At 68.8% G+C, this 15,733-nt stretch carries 14 protein-coding genes; 9 read left to right on the top strand and 5 right to left on the bottom strand.

The features are described from left to right. Positions 1-12: 12 nt before the first annotated feature. Together DKG75_RS21330 and DKG75_RS21325 are read right to left on the bottom strand one after the other, a co-directional pair. On the bottom strand, positions 13-1,371 hold the full coding sequence (locus DKG75_RS21330; protein ID WP_109923210.1) for a DUF1329 domain-containing protein: 1,359 nt from the start codon (positions 1,369-1,371) through the stop codon (positions 13-15). Between the two features lie 14 nt (positions 1,372-1,385). Then, a complete protein-coding gene (locus DKG75_RS21325) occupies positions 1,386-3,296 on the bottom strand; it encodes a DUF1302 domain-containing protein (protein ID WP_109923209.1) in 1,911 nt (636 codons plus the stop codon). Between the two features lie 185 nt (positions 3,297-3,481). Here DKG75_RS21325 and DKG75_RS21320 point away from each other — a divergent pair, with 185 nt between their 5' ends. From DKG75_RS21320 to DKG75_RS21310, 3 genes are read left to right on the top strand one after another with little or no spacing between them, the layout of a single operon-like run. Further along, positions 3,482-4,162, top strand: a complete 681-nt coding sequence (locus DKG75_RS21320; RefSeq protein WP_109923208.1) for a TetR/AcrR family transcriptional regulator — start codon at positions 3,482-3,484, stop codon at positions 4,160-4,162. A 47-nt stretch (positions 4,163-4,209) separates the two neighbouring features. Continuing rightward, on the top strand, positions 4,210-5,205 hold the full coding sequence (locus DKG75_RS21315; protein ID WP_109923207.1) for a glutathione S-transferase family protein: 996 nt from the start codon (positions 4,210-4,212) through the stop codon (positions 5,203-5,205). Between the two features lie 19 nt (positions 5,206-5,224). Beyond that, entirely contained in the window at positions 5,225-5,920 is a 696-nt protein-coding gene (locus DKG75_RS21310) for a glutathione S-transferase family protein (RefSeq protein WP_109923206.1), read from the top strand. A 114-nt stretch (positions 5,921-6,034) separates the two neighbouring features. On the opposite strand, the gene DKG75_RS21305 is transcribed toward DKG75_RS21310, so the two are convergent. From DKG75_RS21305 to DKG75_RS21295, 3 genes are all read right to left on the bottom strand, one after another. Continuing rightward, positions 6,035-6,670, bottom strand: coding sequence for a Bax inhibitor-1/YccA family protein (locus tag DKG75_RS21305; RefSeq protein WP_109923235.1), 636 nt, complete (start codon positions 6,668-6,670; stop codon positions 6,035-6,037). 143 nt (positions 6,671-6,813) lie between these two features. Beyond that, a complete protein-coding gene (locus DKG75_RS21300; protein ID WP_109923205.1) occupies positions 6,814-7,590 on the bottom strand; it encodes an anti-sigma factor family protein in 777 nt (258 codons plus the stop codon). Continuing rightward, positions 7,574-8,101 carry a sigma-70 family RNA polymerase sigma factor gene (locus tag DKG75_RS21295; protein WP_109923204.1) on the bottom strand — a complete coding sequence of 176 codons (528 nt, stop codon included), beginning with the start codon at positions 8,099-8,101 and terminating at the stop codon, positions 7,574-7,576. Before DKG75_RS21295 ends, DKG75_RS21300 begins: the two co-directional genes overlap by 17 nt. Before the next feature lie 147 nt (positions 8,102-8,248). Between DKG75_RS21295 and DKG75_RS21290 the strand changes: the two genes are divergently transcribed. The 6 genes from DKG75_RS21290 to DKG75_RS21265 are packed head-to-tail and all read left to right on the top strand — an operon-like array spanning position 8,249 to position 15,727. Beyond that, positions 8,249-9,502 (top strand): sarcosine oxidase subunit beta family protein, encoded by a 1,254-nt coding sequence (locus DKG75_RS21290; protein WP_109923203.1) that lies wholly within the window; start codon positions 8,249-8,251, stop codon positions 9,500-9,502. Positions 9,503-9,514: 12 nt separating this feature from the next. Beyond that, positions 9,515-9,802 (top strand): sarcosine oxidase subunit delta, encoded by a 288-nt coding sequence (locus DKG75_RS21285; protein ID WP_109923202.1) that lies wholly within the window; start codon positions 9,515-9,517, stop codon positions 9,800-9,802. Then, complete coding sequence (locus DKG75_RS21280) at positions 9,799-12,768, top strand: sarcosine oxidase subunit alpha family protein (RefSeq protein ID WP_109923201.1); 2,970 nt, start codon at positions 9,799-9,801, stop codon at positions 12,766-12,768. The genes DKG75_RS21285 and DKG75_RS21280 overlap by 4 nt, the downstream gene beginning before the upstream one ends. Continuing rightward, the gene (locus DKG75_RS21275; RefSeq protein ID WP_109923200.1) at positions 12,761-13,318 is read left to right on the top strand and encodes a sarcosine oxidase subunit gamma; all 558 of its coding nucleotides are present in this window, start codon (positions 12,761-12,763) and stop codon (positions 13,316-13,318) included. The genes DKG75_RS21280 and DKG75_RS21275 overlap by 8 nt, the downstream gene beginning before the upstream one ends. A gap of 19 nt (positions 13,319-13,337) precedes the next feature. Continuing rightward, positions 13,338-14,684, top strand: coding sequence for an L-serine ammonia-lyase (locus DKG75_RS21270; RefSeq protein ID WP_109923199.1), 1,347 nt, complete (start codon positions 13,338-13,340; stop codon positions 14,682-14,684). Between the two features lie 14 nt (positions 14,685-14,698). Continuing rightward, the gene (locus tag DKG75_RS21265; RefSeq protein WP_109923234.1) at positions 14,699-15,727 is read left to right on the top strand and encodes a GlxA family transcriptional regulator; all 1,029 of its coding nucleotides are present in this window, start codon (positions 14,699-14,701) and stop codon (positions 15,725-15,727) included. Positions 15,728-15,733 lie beyond the last annotated feature (6 nt).

Here is a 15,733-nt window from a genome sequence, read left to right as displayed (position 1 = left end):
CCTCCCCCCGGCTCAGCGGGTGCCGAGGGCGCGCAGGGCGTCCGGCGTGAAATCGTCCGGATTGAGCTTCGCGTCCCAGTCGGGCATTTTTTCCTCGTTGGTCATCTGCGAGGCAAGATAGCGGTCGGCCTGAAGGTCGTGGCTGATCTCGAGGGCGGGGCCGCAGAAGGGCACGTCATAGGCATTGACCACCGGCGCCTCCTGGAACCGCCAGAGGTTGCCGCGCGTGTCGTAAAGCGTGGCGGCGACGAAGCCCCAGCTGTCCTCGTCCTGGAAGAAGGTGCGGCGGGCGTAGATGTGACGCGCCCCTTCCTTCAGGCTCGCCTCGACGACATGGACCCGGTGCTTCTCGTAGCGCAGCGCCGCCGGGTTGATGTGGCCCTTGGTCAGCAATTCCTTATAGGGCATCAGCTTGGCCTGATAGGCGTTGTAGCCGATGATCGCCTCGCGGTCGCCGAGATGCTTGAAGTCGTAACGCTCGGGCGAGCCGTTCATCATGTCGAACTGGTCGATGGTGGCGAGGCCGTCCGCATTGGTGCCCGGCGCATCGAAGGCAAGCTCGGGCGCCCGCAGCACGCGGCGCGTGCCCGGGTTGTACTGCCAGGCCTGGCGCGGGCCGACGTCGTCGTCGATATTGTCGTAGACGAGGGTGATCTGGCCCGACAGCCGCGCCGGCGCCGTGGTCACCGCCATATAGGTGATCCAGATATTGCCGAGGCCGGCGAGACCGGTAACGTCGCCCGGTGCCCGGCGGCCCGGCCCCATCAGGTGATTGACGCCCTCGTCGCGCAGCTTGGTCAGGCGGTAATCGCCGGTGCTGGAGACGGCGGCGAGCGCGAAGAAGCGCCGGAACATGAAACCGCCACGCGGCCGCAGCCGGTGGTTCCAGAACATTTCAAGGCCGTTGGCCGCCATCGGGAACGGAATGCCCAAGGTGCCGTCGGCCAGGCCCTTGCCGTTCGCCGTCAGCCGCGCCTGGGTGGCGTTCCGCTTCGTGCCGTCATAGACCGCCGGGGTCGCAGAACAACTGCGGTGGCTCGGATAGACCTCGACCCTATAGGTCGGGAAGCGTTTCAGCATGGCGACCTGCCCCGCCGGCAGCAACGCCTCGTAAGCCGCGAGATTGGCGCCGGTGACGGTGGCGACGGGCTTCTCGCCGGCGAAGGGATCGGCCAGCGGCCCGCCCTTCCGGTAGCCGGCGGGGGGCACGGTGATGCCGCCGCTCCAGGCCGGGATGGACCCGTCGGCATTGCCCGCCTTGATCGCGCCCATGGGGGTGAGATCGGCGCCGAGGCGGTCGGGATCGCCGGCGGCCGCGGCAGTGCCGGCGGCCAGCAGGCTGGTGACGGCAAGGGCCAGGATCGTCTTCATCGCGGCTTCCCGGGTCAGAATTGATAGCTGAGGGACACGCCGACGAAATCGCGGTCGGACGTGATGTTCTGCAAGCCGCCGCCGAACGACAGGGCGTAATTCACCTGCAACCGCCAGTCGATCAGATAGTCGAACTGGACGAAGAGGTTCAGGGCGTTGACATGCTCGACGTAACCGCCGGCGAGCGGCGTATTGCCGCCGAGGCCGATGGTATGGGCAAAGCCCGCGGTCATGTTCAGGTTGGGCGCGATATCGGGATATTGCGCCTGAAGGATGGTGGTCAGGCCGCCGGACCAGCGCGTGGCGTATTCCTGCTTGTACCGCAGGGCATCCTGGGCAAAGCCGGTCCCCGGCGTGCGATAGGTGCCCGGCACCTCATAGGCGAGGACATCCGTGTCCGGCAGGTCGACATGGATCAGCCCGCCCTCCATGACCCAGAGCACACCGGTCGCCCCCAGCAGCCGGGTGAGAAGGTCGCTTTCGGCAAAGGCCTGGGTCGTGCGCAGGATGAAGGTCAGCACGTCGTGGCGCCGGCCGATGGTCGAGACCAGGCCCGGGCGATGGCTATTGGTGCCGAGCTGGGTCGGCCCCGCCAGCGGCAGTTCCGACAGGCCATTGATGAAATCGCTGAGCCAGGTGGTTTCGTCGATATTGGCGGGCACCCCGGTCTTATAGGAAATCTCGCCGTTGAGGGCGGTTCCCGTCGCCTCGACCTTGGTGTTGAAGCTGACGCCGACGGCATCGATCCCGGCCGGATAGGTGAAGGTGAAATCGCTGTTCCGCGCATTCGCCTGCACGGGCGCCAGGGGGTTCAGCCCCGGGATTTGGGTGATCAGCCCTTGCAGGGGCGAGGCCGTGCCGGTCGCCACCCCTTCCGGCGGAATGAAGGGGCCAAGCAGCGCCGCCCCGCCCGGGGCCATGGTCTGATAGGTGCCGGCGGCGGGGGCCGTCACCCGCGGCACCGGGATCCGGCTGGTGTAATGGATGTAGTAGAAGCCGAATTCGGTATCGTTCAGTTCGGGCGCATAATAGCGGAAGGCAAGGCCGTAGTTTTCCCAGGCGTCGTCCGGGTCCTCGTCCCTTGTGCGGCGGATGGAGACGGTGGTGGTATCGGCGCCCGTTTCGTCGTAATCGCCGCCGACGCCGATGCCGCGCCCGCCCTCGCCCGCGAAATCGCTGGTGGCGAAGAAGGTGCCCGGGACCTCGGTGCGGACCGGGCGGAACCTGAACTGATAGAACCCCTCGACCGAGAGGCCGCCGCCCAGGTTATAGCTGGCGAACAGCGCCGGCACCGGGACCAGGGCGTCGCGCAGTTCCGAGCCCGGCACTCGCAGCTTCGACAGGTCGACCGGGTTGATGACATTGATGCCGTTCTGGGTCGCCAGCGCCTCGCCCCAGATGATCGTCTGCTGCCCGAGACGGACATTCAGCGTCCTGCCGAAAAGATCGAAACTGCCGCGCACATAGGCGTCCTGCAATTCGAGGGACCGGGCGGCGGCATCGCGCGCCCGGGGCGACAGGGCCCCGCTGTAATCCCGCGCCGCCGAGCCGTTGGCAGCCAGGTCGTTGCGGTCGAGCAGGGCATCGTAAAGCGCCGTGCCGCGGATATAGAGGCTGAACTCGCGCCAGGTCGCGGTCAGTTCCGAACTGGCCCGGGCCGGCAGGGCGACGAGATCGTATCGCTCGAAATTGAGGTTGCCGTCGTCGGTGTTGCAGCTGGTGTTCGGATAGCGCCCGCCGTTGGCGACGCAGTAATTGCGCGGGTCCCGGTCCTCCAGCCGCATCTGCGCGCCGACGCTGAGGGAGGTGACCACGGCAATGCTGACCTCGCCCCATTCCGCCTCGAAAGCCGAGGCCGCGACGGGCGCGAGCACGCTGCCCCCAAGGATCCCGATCAGGCCCCAGAGGCCCGCCGCCTGCCGCATGCTCCCCTCCCGCTACGCCCCATCCCCCTACGCCCCGTCCTCGGCGCCGGGGGCTTTGCCGCCCCCTCATTAATCGGTAACATTAATGTACTCCATCAATCGGTGCAAGCTGCGACCCGTCAGGCCCTTGCGGAAGATAATGCCGTCCATTATCAAAGAAGGAACAGGCGGGCGCGGAAGGCACGATGGACGAAGGGACGGAAAAGTTAGGCGCCAAGCGTGCCCGCAGGCGCGGCGCCGACGGCAAGCTGCCGGGCGGGCGCGAGGCGATCATGGCGAGTGCCCTTCGCCTGTTCGGCGAGCGCGGCTTCGCCGAGGTGCGCACCGCCGAAATCCTCGAGGCGGCGGGCCAGCGCAACCAGACGGCCCTGCAATATCACTTCGGCTCGCGCGAGGGGCTCTATGCCGCGCTGATGCTGAAATACCTGCGGCCGATCGACCAGCGGCGCCTGGACATCATGAACCCGCGCGGCACGAAGGCGCCGCGCGCCAGCCTCGCCACCTGCCTGCGCGCCCTGGTCGAGCCCCTGCTCGACGAAGTGGGCGACGGCGAGGAGGGGCTGGCCTATATGCGCTTCCTGCGCCAGTTCACCTCGCGCCCGGGCTTCGATATCCTCGATGTCTCGCGCCGCCTGAATTACCCGGGCATGAATCTGCTGGTCGCCGAGATGCACCGCCATCTCGACCCGGTGCCGGAGGCGCGGCGCGGCTTCGCCATCGGCCTCATCCTCCAGGTCACGGTGACCATGATGGCGACCTGGAAACTCGATCATCCCGACCAGTTCGACCGCGCCGGCTTCCTTGCCGCCGCCACCGCCACCTGCCGCGCCCTGCTGCGCAGCCTGTCGGCACCCGACGAAGGATAGCCGAGCCGGAAGCCACACCGGCGATATATAAAAAGGAGGGGGGAGAAATGCTGAAACTCTACGGGGCGCTGGGCTCGCCCTATTCGATGAAGGTGCGCGCGGCGCTTCGCTGGCTGCGCCGGCCCCATGTCTGGGTGCAGATGGGCCTCGAACACGGCGAGGTCATGACCCGGGTGCGCCCCGCGGTCATTCCCATCGTCGAATTCCCGGACGGCACCTTCGCCAATGACTCGACCCCTCTCCTCCTCGATTTCAGCGCCGAGGCGCCGGGCGACAGGCAATTGCTGCCGGACGACCCGGTCGCCCGCTTCCTCTGCCTGCTGATCGAGGATTTCGCCGACGAATGGCTGACCAAGGTCATGTTCCACTACCGCTGGACCGCCGAAATCGACCAGCGGACCATGAGCGAGGCGATCGTCTTCGACCGCGTGCGCGGCTATGGCCGCGACATGCTGACCGCCTTCGCCGCCGAATTCCGCGACCGCCAGGTCGGGCGCATGCATCTGGTCGGCTGCGGCGCCGAACAGGCGCCGCAACTGGCCGAGACCTATCGCCGGCTGCTGGCGATCCTCGAGGCCATGGTGCCGGACCGGGGCTTCCTGTTCGGCTCGCGCCCGTCGCTGGCGGATTTCGGCCTTTACGGCCAATTGTCGCAACTCGCCGTCGATCCCACGCCGTCCGCCCTGATGCGGCGCGACGCCCCCCTGCTGTGGCGCTGGCTGATGATCGTCGACGATGCCTCGGGGCTGGAGGGCACCTGGATGGCAGGGGCGGCAGAAGCCGATCCGGCCGTCGCCGCCCTGGCCCGGCTGGCGGCCGAGGTCTATCTGCCCTTTCTCGCCGCCAACGAAAGGGCGCTGGCCGCCGGCGATGCGGAAATGGCGGTGCCCCTGCTCGGCAGCGTCCACCGCCAGCCGGTGTTCAAATACCAGGCCAAATGCCTGGCGGCGCTGCGCGTGATCCACGGCGCTCTCGATGCCGCCGCCCGGGCCCGCCTCGCCCCCCTGCTGGGGCCCGACGCCACCGCCATTCTTGCCGCCTGAAGCGAACCGGAGGGAGCCCATGATCGACCTTTACACCGCGCCGACGCCGAACGGCTGGAAAGCCTCGGTAACCCTCGAAGAACTGGGCCTCGCCTACGCGGTCCACCCGGTCGACATCATGGCCGGGGAACAGAAGGCGCCGGCCTTCCTGGCGATCAACCCGAACGGCCGGATCCCGGCCATCGTCGACCGCGACGAGGGCGATTTCGCCGTCTTCGAATCCGGTGCCCTGATGATCTATCTCGCGGAAAAGGCCGGCGCCCTGCTGCCGGCGGATGCCAAGGGCCGGTCGCGGGTGATCCAGTGGCTGATGTTCCAGATGGGCGGCGTCGGCCCCATGATGGGCCAGGCCAATGTCTTCTACCGCTACCTGCCGGAGAAGATCCCGCTCGCCATCGACCGCTACCAGCGGGAGGCGAAGCGGCTGCTGACCGTGCTCGACAGCCGCCTCGCCGACCATGAATTCCTGGCCGGCGCCTATTCGATCGCCGATATCGCCAATTTCTGCTGGGCCCGCACGCATCATTGGTCGGGGGTCGGGATCGACGACCTGCCGCACCTGCAACGCTGGCTGGCGGCGATCGAAGCCCGGCCGGCGGTCGAGCGCGGCCTGAAGGTCCCGGTCGACATCTCCGCCCTGTTCAAGGGCGGCGACGGTGCCGAGCGCTTCGCCGCCAATGCCCGCACCATCGTCACCGGGGGCGAGCGGCAATGACCGGCCCCTAAGTCGTCTGTATACGGGCAAGACCCGCGCCTTCGTGCAGAAAACCTGAAACGAAAAGGGCGACGGCCGCGGCCGTCGCCCTTCCCCAGGCAATTGCGAGGGGGCTTACTCGCGCTCGCCCGTCAGGCTGAGAAGCAGCTGGAAGATGTTGACGAAGTTCAGGTACAGCGACAGCGCCCCGAACACCGCCAGCTTCTGCTTCGATTCCGCATCGTAGTTCTCGGCGTATTGTTCCTTGATCGACTGGGTGTCCCAGGCGGTCAGGCCGACGAAGACCAGGATGCCGACGACCGAGACCACGAACTGCAGCATGGTCGAGCCGAGGAAGATGTTGACGATCGAGGCGATGACGACGCCGATCAGGCCCATCATCAGGAACGAGCCGAACTGCGACAGGTCGCGCTTGGTCGTATAGCCGTAGAGGCTGGTCGCGCCGAACATGCCGGCGGCGATGAAGAAGGTGCGCGCGATGCTGGTCCCGGTGAAGACCAGGAAGATCGAGGCCATGGACAGGCCCATGACCGCGCAGAAGGCCCAGAACATGGTCTGCGCCGTGGCGCCCGACATGGTCTGGAGCTTGAACGAGAAGAAGAAGATGAAGGCCAGCGGCGCCAGCATCACCACCCACTTCAGCGGCGTGCCGAAGATCGGCACATAGAGCGCCGGGGTCGAGGCGACGATCATGGCGACGAGGCCGGTGATCACCAGGCCAAGGCCCATGTAGTTGTAGACGCGCAGCATGTGCTGGCGCAGGCCCAGGTCGAACTGGGCGCCGCGGACCTGTGCCCCGGCCTGCCAGGCGTAGTTCGGATTGTTCACTTGGGTCACTCCTTCGTCAGATTCGTTGGCGTCAGGATTGTTGGCGTGAAGATTGTCGGCGTCAGTCAGTAGAGAGAGGTGGACAGCGACCGCCCCACCCGGGCGAGCGCTGCTGTATCATGGCCGCCGGTCAGGGCATAGGCGACATCGCCCACCTGCCAGTAGACCGCGGCCAGATCCGGCACCGCGGCCACCGTCACCGGCGTCACGGTGAAATTCCCCGGCCGCACCGCGAAGAGCGACAGGGTGCCCAGGCTGCCGGCGGCGACGACCATCTCGACCCCCGGCCCGAAGCTGGAGGGATAGGTCTGCACCGCGCTCACCTGCCAGCCTTCCGGCAGGGAGGGCATGGGCAGGGCCGCCGCCTGGCCGAGCACCGCCTCGGTCTCGACCCGGCTGGCCGGGATATGGGCGACGCCCCCGCGCTCCAGGGCCTGGTGATGGGCCTTGACCGCATCGTCCACGAAGCCGGGCGCCGGGCTCCAGGCCACCGTATCGGGGGCCGCCGCCGGTTCCGTCGCCGCATGCAGGCCGAAGCCGAGCACGCCCACCGCCGCGACCGCCGCGGCATGGCGGAACCGGCCCAGCAGGCCGCCGCGCGGCTGCAACTTCCTCGACAGGGTTTCGACGCAATCCACGATCACAGGCGAGAGATGGTCATCGCCCCGCCCGAATGCAAGGCGCAGCGTATCACGATGGCTCAGGTCCGCCATCATCCGCGCCGCCAGTTCCGGGTGGCGGGCCAGATGGTCCTGAACCTCGATCCGGCGGGCAAGCGGCAGCTGCTCGTCGACGAAGGCTTCGAGATCGTCGCCGGTGATGGGATCAGCGATTTCGGTCATCGGTCCCTCCGACCAGGCGCAAGGCGCGGGGATTGCCGTTCTCGATGGCACGGAGCGCGGCCCGGGCCCGGCCCAGGCGCGACATCAGCGTGCCGATCGGGATATCCAGTACCTGGGCCGCCTCGGCATAGGCAAGCCCTTCGATGGTGACGAGATGAAGCGCCGCCCGCTGGTCCGCCTGCAGGCCGAGGAAGGCCTGGGCGACCTGGCCGAGACGCACCGCATGTTCCTGGGCCGGGGCGGCGATTTCCTCGCGCGGGGCCTCGGCCGCGCGGCGCGCCTCGGAAATCTCGCGGCGGCGGCCGTCGATGAAGCAATTGTGCAGAATCGACAAAAGCCAGCCGCGCAGCGAACCGCCGGGCTGGAACGTCTCATAGCGTTCGATGGCGCGCAGCAGGGTTTCCTGCACGAGGTCGTCCGCCGCCGCCTCGTCCCTGGTCAAGGTCCGGGCATAGCGGCGCATGGGGCCGATTTCGCCCTTCACCTGAAGTTTGGACAGATCACGCGTCATACCTTGTATACGCTGCCATCCCATCCCCTAATCCCCCGGCCCGGAAAAAATCCGATGTCGGATTCGTACAAGACCGGCGGCGGTTGTATTCTCGCGACATGGCGGGCCCCGGCCGATGATCGGGGCCTGCTTTCCGCAGGGTGGCCCATGCAGAGATTCTCCGCCTTCTCCCTCGTCCGGCGCGCCTTCGGCGGCCATCGCTCGTGGCAGGCCCAATGGCGCACCCCGGAACCGAAGCCGGCCTATGACGTCGTCATCGTCGGCGCCGGCGGCCATGGCCTTGCCACCGCCTATTATCTGGCCAAGGAACACGGCATCCGCAATGTCGCGATCCTGGACAAGGGCTGGCTCGGCGGCGGCAATACCGGCCGCAACACCACCATCATCCGCTCGAACTACCTGTTCGACGAGAGCATGGGCATCTACGAGCACGCGGTGAAACTGTGGGAAGGCCTGTCGCGGGAGTTGAACTATAACGTCATGTATTCGGCCCGGGGCGTCCTGATGCTGGCGCATACCGTCCACGACGTCCAATCCTTCAAGCGCCATGTCCATGCCAACCGCCTGAAGGGCATCGACGCCGAATGGCTGACGGCGGAACAGGCCAAGGATTTCTGCCCGCCCCTGAACATCAGCCCGAACGTCCGCTATCCGGTGGTCGGCGCCACCTTGCAGCGCCGGGGCGGCACCGCCCGCCACGATGCGGTCGCCTGGGGCTATGCCAGGGGCGCCGATGCGCTGGGCGTCGACATCATCCAGAATTGCGAGGTCACGGGGCTTCGCCGCGGCGCCGACGGCGCGGTGACCGGGGTCGAGACCAGCCGCGGCTTCATCGGCGCGAAGAAGATCGGCGTCGTCGCCGCCGGCAATACCTCGGTCGTGATGGCCATGGCCGGCGTGCGCATGCCGCTGGAAAGTTTCCCCTTGCAGGCCCTGGTCTCCGAGCCGGTGAAGCCGGATTTCCCCTGCGTGGTCATGTCCAACACGATTCACGCCTATATCAGCCAGTCCGACAAGGGCGAGATGGTGATCGGCGCCGGCACCGACGCCTATACCTCCTACAGCCAGACCGGCGGCCTGCATATCGCCACCCATACGCTGGACGCCATCTGCGAACTGGTGCCCATGTACCGGCGCCTGCGCATGCTGCGCAACTGGGGCGGGATCGTGGACGTCACCCCCGACCGCTCGCCCATCATCGGCACGACGCCGGTGCCCGGCCTTTTCGTCAATTGCGGCTGGGGCACCGGCGGCTTCAAGGCGACGCCGGGCTCGGGCCATGTCTTCGCCCATACGATCGCGACCGGCAGCCCGCACGCCATCAACGCCGGCTTCACCCTGGACCGCTTCCGCGACGGTTTCCTGATCGACGAGGCCGCCGCCGCGGCCGTCGCCCACTGACGAGGTGCGGAGATGCTGCTGATCACCTGCCCCTGGTGCGGCGAACGGCCGGAACTGGAATTCCGCCACGGCGGCGAGGCCCATGTCGCCCGCCCCGCCGACCCCGCCCTGCTGAGCGACGAGGAATGGGCCGATTTCCTCTACAAGCGCACCAATGCCCGGGGCCTGCACGCCGAACGCTGGCGCCATGTCCATGGCTGCGGCCGTTTCTTCAACGCCGTCCGCCACACGGTGACCGACCGCTTCACCGCCACCTACAAGCCGGGCCAACCCCGCCCGGACGGGGAGGAGCGGAAATGAGCCCCGCCCTTCGCACCGGCATCGGCGGCCGCATCGACCGGCAAAAAACGGTCGCTTTCACCTTCGACGGCAAGCCCTATCGCGGCTTTGCCGGGGATACGCTCGCCTCCGCCCTGCTCGCCAACGGCGTTCACCTGGTCGGGCGGTCGTTCAAGTATCACCGGCCGCGCGGCATTCTCGCCGCCGGCTCGGACGAGCCGAACGCCCTGGTCGCGGTCCGGCGCGACGAGGGCCGCTATACCCCCAACCTGCGCGCGACCCAGGTCGAAATCTATGAGGGATTGCAGGCCGAAAGCCAGAACCGCTGGCCTTCGCTCGGCTTCGATGCCGGCGCGGTGAACGACCTGTTCTCGCCCTTCTTTCCCGCCGGCTTCTATTACAAGACCTTCATGTGGCCCAAGGCGGCCTGGACGAGGTTCTACGAGCCGAGGATCCGCGCCATGGCCGGCCTCGGCAAGGTGCCGCAGGGCGCCGATCCCGACCGCTACCTGCACCGCCACGCCCATTGCGACGTCCTGGTGATCGGCGCCGGCCCCGCCGGCCTTGCCGCCGCGCTGGCCGCCAGCGAAGACGGCGCCCGCGTCATCCTGTGCGACGAGCAGGCGGAAATGGGCGGCTCCCTGCTGGGCGAGACCGAAGCGACGATCGAAGGCCGCTCGGCCGCGACCTGGCTGGCGGAAACCCTGGCCGTGCTGGCCGCGCGGGACAATGTAACCCTGCTGCCCCGGACCACCGCCTTCGGCTATTACGGCCACAATCACCTCGGCCTTGCGGAACGGGTGACGGACCATCTGGCGGCGCCCGATCCCCGCCTGCCGCGCGAACGCCTGTGGCAGCTGCGCGCGAAAAGGCTGGTCATCGCCGCCGGCGCCCTGGAACGCCCCCTGGTCTTCCCCGAGAACGACCGCCCGGGGATCATGCTGGCCGATGCCGCCCGCACCTATGTCACCCGCTACGGCGTGAGGCCGGGGACGACCGCCGTCGTCGCCACCGCCAGCGACGATGCCTATCGCGCGGCGCTGGCCTTGCACGCGGCGGGCGTTGCCGTCGCCGCCATCGTCGATCTGCGGACACAAGTCGGGGGCCCGCTGGTCGAGGCGGCACGTGGCGCCGGCCTGCCGATCCTGGCCGGTCATGTGATCACGGGCACCAGGGGCCGGCGGCGAGTTTCCGCCGTTACCGTCGCCCCGGCGGCGGGCGGCGCGGGGCGCCGGATCGCCTGCGATCTCGTCGCCATGTCGGGCGGTTTCACCCCGTCCCTGCACATCTTCTCGCAATCGCGCGGCAAGCTGGCCTTCGATGCGGAAAGCGGCAATTTCCTGCCCGCCGCCTCCGCCGCCGCCGAGCGTTCCGCCGGGGCCTGCCGCGGCGTCACCGCCCTTGCCGCCGTGCTTGCCGACGGCGACAGCGCCGGCCGCAACGGCGCCGCCGGCCGTGCCTTCGCCGTCGCCGCCCTGGACGCCGGGCCCGGCGGCTTCACCGGCGCCCTGCCCCACGGCCGCGATCCCGCGCGGGTGAAAGCCTTCGTCGATTTCCAGAACGATGTAACGGCCAGGGATATCGCCCTTGCCGCCCGCGAGGGCTTCCGTTCGATCGAGCACGTCAAGCGCTATACCACCACGGGCATGGCGACGGACCAGGGCAAGACCTCGAACCTGAATGCGCTAGCGATCGTCGCCGACCTGACCGGCCGGCCGGTGCCGGCGGTCGGCCTGACCACCTTCCGCCCGCCCTATACGCCGACCACTTTCGGCATCTTCGCCGGCACCGCAAGGGGCGACCTGTTCGATCCCCTGCGCACCACGCCGATCCACGACTGGGCCGCCGGCCAGGGCGCCGTGTTCGAGGATGTCGGCCTTTGGAAGCGCGCCCGCTATTTCCCGCAAGGGGGCGAGGACATGCAGGCCGCCGTCGCCCGCGAATGCCTTGCGGTGCGCACCGCCGCCGGCATTTTCGATGCGACCACGCTCGGCAAGATCGAGGTCGTGGGGCCCGACGCCGCCACCTTCATGAACCGCATCTACACCAACGCCTGGAGCAAGCTGGAACCCGGCCGGTGCCGCTATGGCCTGATGCTGCGGGAGGACGGCTTCGTGATGGACGACGGCGTCGTCGGCCGCCTGGCGCCCGACCGCTTCCACGTCACGACCACGACCGGCGGCGCCCCCCGCGTGCTGCACATGATGGAGGATTACCTCCAGACCGAATGGCCCGAACTCGACGTCTGGCTGACCTCGACCACTGAGGAATGGGCGGTGATCGCCGTCCAGGGCCCGGAGGCCCGCGCCGTCATCGCCCCCCTGGTCGAGGGCATCGACCTCTCCCCCGCCGCCATGCCGCACATGAGCCTGCGCGAGGGTTTCATCGCGGGCGTGCCCACCCGCCTGTTCCGGGTCAGCTTCACCGGCGAACTCGGCTTCGAGATCAATGTTCCCGCCTCGCAGGGCCGCAGGGTCTGGGAGGCCGTCCTTGCCGCCGGCCGGCCCTTCGGCCTCACCCCCTATGGCACCGAGACGATGCACGTCCTTCGAGCCGAGAAGGGCTATATCATCGTCGGCCAGGAGACGGACGGCACCCAGGTGCCGGCCGATGTCGGCCTGGCCTGGATGGTGGCGAAGACGAAGGGCGATTTCGTCGGCAAACGCTCGCTGTCGCGCGCCGCCATGACCATGCCGGGGCGGCCGCAACTGGTCGGGCTGGAGGTGATCGACGGCTCGGGCGTCCTCGAGGAAGGGGCGCAGATCGTCGCCGATCCGGGCCAGCCCCTGCCCCTGACCGCGCTCGGCCATGTCACCTCCGCCTATTGGAGCGCGGTTCTCGGCAAGCCGATCGCCCTGGCCCTGGTCGCCGGCGGCGGCAGCCGCCACGGCGAAACGCTGCACATCCCCATGCCCGGGCGCAGCATCCCGGTCAAGGTGGTGGCGCCGGTGTTCTACGATCCGGAAGGAGCCCGTCTCGATGCCTGAGCGCAGCAGCCCCTTCGACCGCCTGGAGGCGCCACCCGCGCCGGGGGCCGTGCTCACCCCGCGCGGGCCGGCCGCCGCCTTCATCCTGCGCGTCCGCCGGCCCGAGGGCATCGCCGCCGCCGGTGCCGCCTTCGGCCTGCCCCTGCCGCAGGACGCCTGCCGTTCCGCCGCCATCGGCCGGCGTTCCGTGCTCTGGCTCGGGCCCGACGAATGGCAATTGATGGCGCCCGAGGAGGAAGGCCCGGGGCTTGCCGATGCCATCGCCGAGGCCATGGGGGAAATCCCTCATTCCCTGGTCGCGGTCGGCGAACGCAATGTCGCCTTCGAGATCGCGGGGCCGGCGGCCGAGGCGGTGCTGAACGCCCATTGCCTTCTCGACCTGCACCTGTCGCGCTTCCCGATCGGCATGTGCACCCGGACGCTGTACGGCAAGGCGGAGATCCTGCTGTGGCGCCTGGGTGCGGAGCGCTTCTATGTCGGCTGCTGGCGCTCCTTCGCCGCCTATGTCTGGGGCCTGACCCTGGAAGCGCGCCTCGAATACACCACCTGACCAAGCCGGGGGCCGGCCCATGATTTCAGTCTTCGAGCTGTTCAAGATCGGGATCGGCCCCTCCTCCTCCCATACGGTGGGGCCGATGCGGGCGGCGCGCCTGTTCGCCCACGGGTTGGGACCCGCGGTCCGCCGCCTCCGCGTCACCCTTTACGGCTCGCTGGCCTGGACCGGCAAGGGCCATGCCACCGACCGCGCCGTGATCCTCGGCCTCGCCGGCTTCGAGCCCGAGACGGTGGCGGCGGATGCGGCCGACGGCGTGATCGCCCGGATCGAGCGCGAGTGCCGCCTTGCCCTCGCCGGCGGCCACGACATCGCCTTCTCGGCCGGGGACATCGTTTTCGATGGCACGGCCGAGCCGCCCCGCCACCCCAATACGCTGCATTTCGCCGCCTTCGGCGAAACCGGCCCGCCGCTGGCCCAGGACACCTGGTGTTCCATCGGCGGCGGCTTCATCGTGCGCGAGGCCGAGGTCGGCACGCCCCCGGCGGAAACACCCGCGGTTCCCCATGACTTCCGCAGCGGCCGCGACCTTCTCGCCCGCTGCGCCGGTTCCGGCCTTGCCGTCGCCGATCTCGTCCTCGCCAATGAAACCGCGCTCCGCTCCCCTGCCGAGGTCGAGGGCCATCTCGACCGGGTGCACGAGACGATGATGGCCTGCGTCGATCGCGGCCTTGCGGCCGAGGGCGAATTGCCCGGCGGCCTGAAGGTGAAGCGCCGGGCGGCCCTGCTGCGCCGCCGCCTCGACGCCGGCGGCAATGCCCGCCCCCCGCACGAGGTGATGGACCGCATCGGTCTCTACGCCATCGCCGTGAACGAGGAGAATGCCGCCGGCGGCCGGGTCGTGACCGCGCCGACCAATGGCGCCGCCGGCGTCGTCCCCGCCGTGCTGCGCTATTACCGCGATCATTGCCCCGGGGCCGACCGGGCTGGCGCCCATCGCTTCCTGCTGACGGCGGCCGCGATCGGCGGGTTGTTCAAGATGAACGCCTCGATCTCGGGCGCCGAGGTCGGCTGCCAGGGCGAGGTCGGCGTCGCCTGTTCCATGGCCGCCGCCGGCCTTGCCGCGGCCCTTGGCGGCAGCAACGAACAGGTCGAGAATGCCGCGGAGATCGCCATGGAACATCACCTGGGACTGACCTGCGACCCGATCGGCGGCCTGGTGCAGATCCCCTGCATCGAGCGCAACGCCTTCGGCGCGGTGAAGGCGATCGCCGCCGCCTCGCTGGCGCTGCGGGGCGACGGCACCCATCAAGTCTCGCTCGACCATGTCATCGCGACCATGCGCCAGACCGGCGCCGACATGCAGTCGAAATACAAGGAAACCTCGCAAGGCGGCCTTGCCGTCAATTTCACCGAATGCTGACCGAGGAGGTGATCATGCCGGCGACCGCCGCCCCGCTCCCCCGCCCGCCGCTGTCGGTCGGCTTCGTGCTGGCCGACAATTTCACCCTGTCGGCCTTTTCGCTGTTCGCCGATCACCTGCGCCTCGCCGCCGACGAGGGCGACCGCAGCCGTCCCATTCTGTGCCGCTGGTCGATCATGTCGGCGCGCCTGGAACCGGTCAGGGCCAGTTGCGGCATCGCCGTGACCAGGACCAGCGGCCTGGTCGAGCCCCGGGCGTTCGATTATATCGTCGTCGTCGGCGGCGTGCTGCATGCGGGGCCGCAGGTGGACGACGCCACCGTCGATTACCTGAAAGCGGCGGCGGCGGCCGGCGTCACCCTGGTCGGGGTCTGCACCGGGTCCTTCGTGCTGGCCCGGGCCGGGCTGATGACCGGGCGGCGCTGCTGCGTATCCTGGTATCACCACCAGGATTTCCTGAACGAATTTCCCCATCACCATCCGATCGCCGACCGGCTCTATGTCGTTGACGGCGACCGCATCACCTGTTCGGGCGGCGGCGGCGTCGCCGATCTCGCCACCTTCCTGATCGAGCGCCACATCGGCCGCGCCGTGGCGCAGAAAAGCCGCCATGTCATGCTGCTGGACAAGGCCCGCCTCGGCCATGACGCCCAGCCCCATCCCCCCGTCGCCGACACGGTGGGCGACGACCGGGTGCGCCGCGCCCTTCTTCTCATGGAACAGCATCTGGCCGCGCCCCTGCCGATAGGCACCATCGCCGAGCGCCTGCGCCTGTCCACCCGGCAGTTGGAACGGCTTTTCATCGCCGCCATCGGCAAGCGGCCGGCAGCGCATTACCGGGCCCTGCGCCTGCGCTATGCCCGCTTCCTGCTCGACACCACCGAGCGCTCGGTGACCGATATCGCCCTCGAATCCGGCTTTTCGGATTGCGCCCATTTCTCGCGCCAGTTCAAGGCCGAGCACGGCTATACCCCGACCGACGCAAGGGCGGCATACCGGGGCCAGGGCGGCGGTGCCGTGGCCGCCGGCCGGCTGTTCGAATGATGTCGC

The sequence above is a fragment of the Zavarzinia compransoris genome (assembly GCF_003173055.1).
Taxonomy (GTDB): domain Bacteria; phylum Pseudomonadota; class Alphaproteobacteria; order Zavarziniales; family Zavarziniaceae; genus Zavarzinia; species Zavarzinia compransoris.
The sequence above is the reverse complement of the archived record's forward strand: the minus strand, read 5'-3'. Positions and strand labels throughout refer to the sequence as shown.

Excerpts from the sequence above, each read along its gene's own strand:
- DKG75_RS21315 (WP_109923207.1), top strand. The coding sequence starts at position 4,210 with ATGCTGAAACTCTACGGGGCGCTGGGCTCGCCCTATTCGATGAAGGTG.
- DKG75_RS21280 (WP_109923201.1), top strand. The coding sequence starts at position 9,799 with ATGAGCCCCGCCCTTCGCACCGGCATCGGCGGCCGCATCGACCGGCAA.
- DKG75_RS21285 (WP_109923202.1), top strand. The coding sequence starts at position 9,515 with ATGCTGCTGATCACCTGCCCCTGGTGCGGCGAACGGCCGGAACTGGAA.
- DKG75_RS21275 (WP_109923200.1), top strand. The coding sequence starts at position 12,761 with ATGCCTGAGCGCAGCAGCCCCTTCGACCGCCTGGAGGCGCCACCCGCG.
- DKG75_RS21325 (WP_109923209.1), bottom strand. The coding sequence starts at position 3,296 with ATGCGGCAGGCGGCGGGCCTCTGGGGCCTGATCGGGATCCTTGGGGGC.
- DKG75_RS21310 (WP_109923206.1), top strand. The coding sequence starts at position 5,225 with ATGATCGACCTTTACACCGCGCCGACGCCGAACGGCTGGAAAGCCTCG.
- DKG75_RS21300 (WP_109923205.1), bottom strand. The coding sequence starts at position 7,590 with ATGACCGAAATCGCTGATCCCATCACCGGCGACGATCTCGAAGCCTTC.
- DKG75_RS21305 (WP_109923235.1), bottom strand. The coding sequence starts at position 6,670 with ATGCTGCGCGTCTACAACTACATGGGCCTTGGCCTGGTGATCACCGGC.
- DKG75_RS21265 (WP_109923234.1), top strand. The coding sequence starts at position 14,699 with ATGCCGGCGACCGCCGCCCCGCTCCCCCGCCCGCCGCTGTCGGTCGGC.
- DKG75_RS21330 (WP_109923210.1), bottom strand. The coding sequence starts at position 1,371 with ATGAAGACGATCCTGGCCCTTGCCGTCACCAGCCTGCTGGCCGCCGGC.
- DKG75_RS21320 (WP_109923208.1), top strand. The coding sequence starts at position 3,482 with ATGGACGAAGGGACGGAAAAGTTAGGCGCCAAGCGTGCCCGCAGGCGC.
- DKG75_RS21270 (WP_109923199.1), top strand. The coding sequence starts at position 13,338 with ATGATTTCAGTCTTCGAGCTGTTCAAGATCGGGATCGGCCCCTCCTCC.
- DKG75_RS21290 (WP_109923203.1), top strand. The coding sequence starts at position 8,249 with ATGCAGAGATTCTCCGCCTTCTCCCTCGTCCGGCGCGCCTTCGGCGGC.
- DKG75_RS21295 (WP_109923204.1), bottom strand. The coding sequence starts at position 8,101 with ATGACGCGTGATCTGTCCAAACTTCAGGTGAAGGGCGAAATCGGCCCC.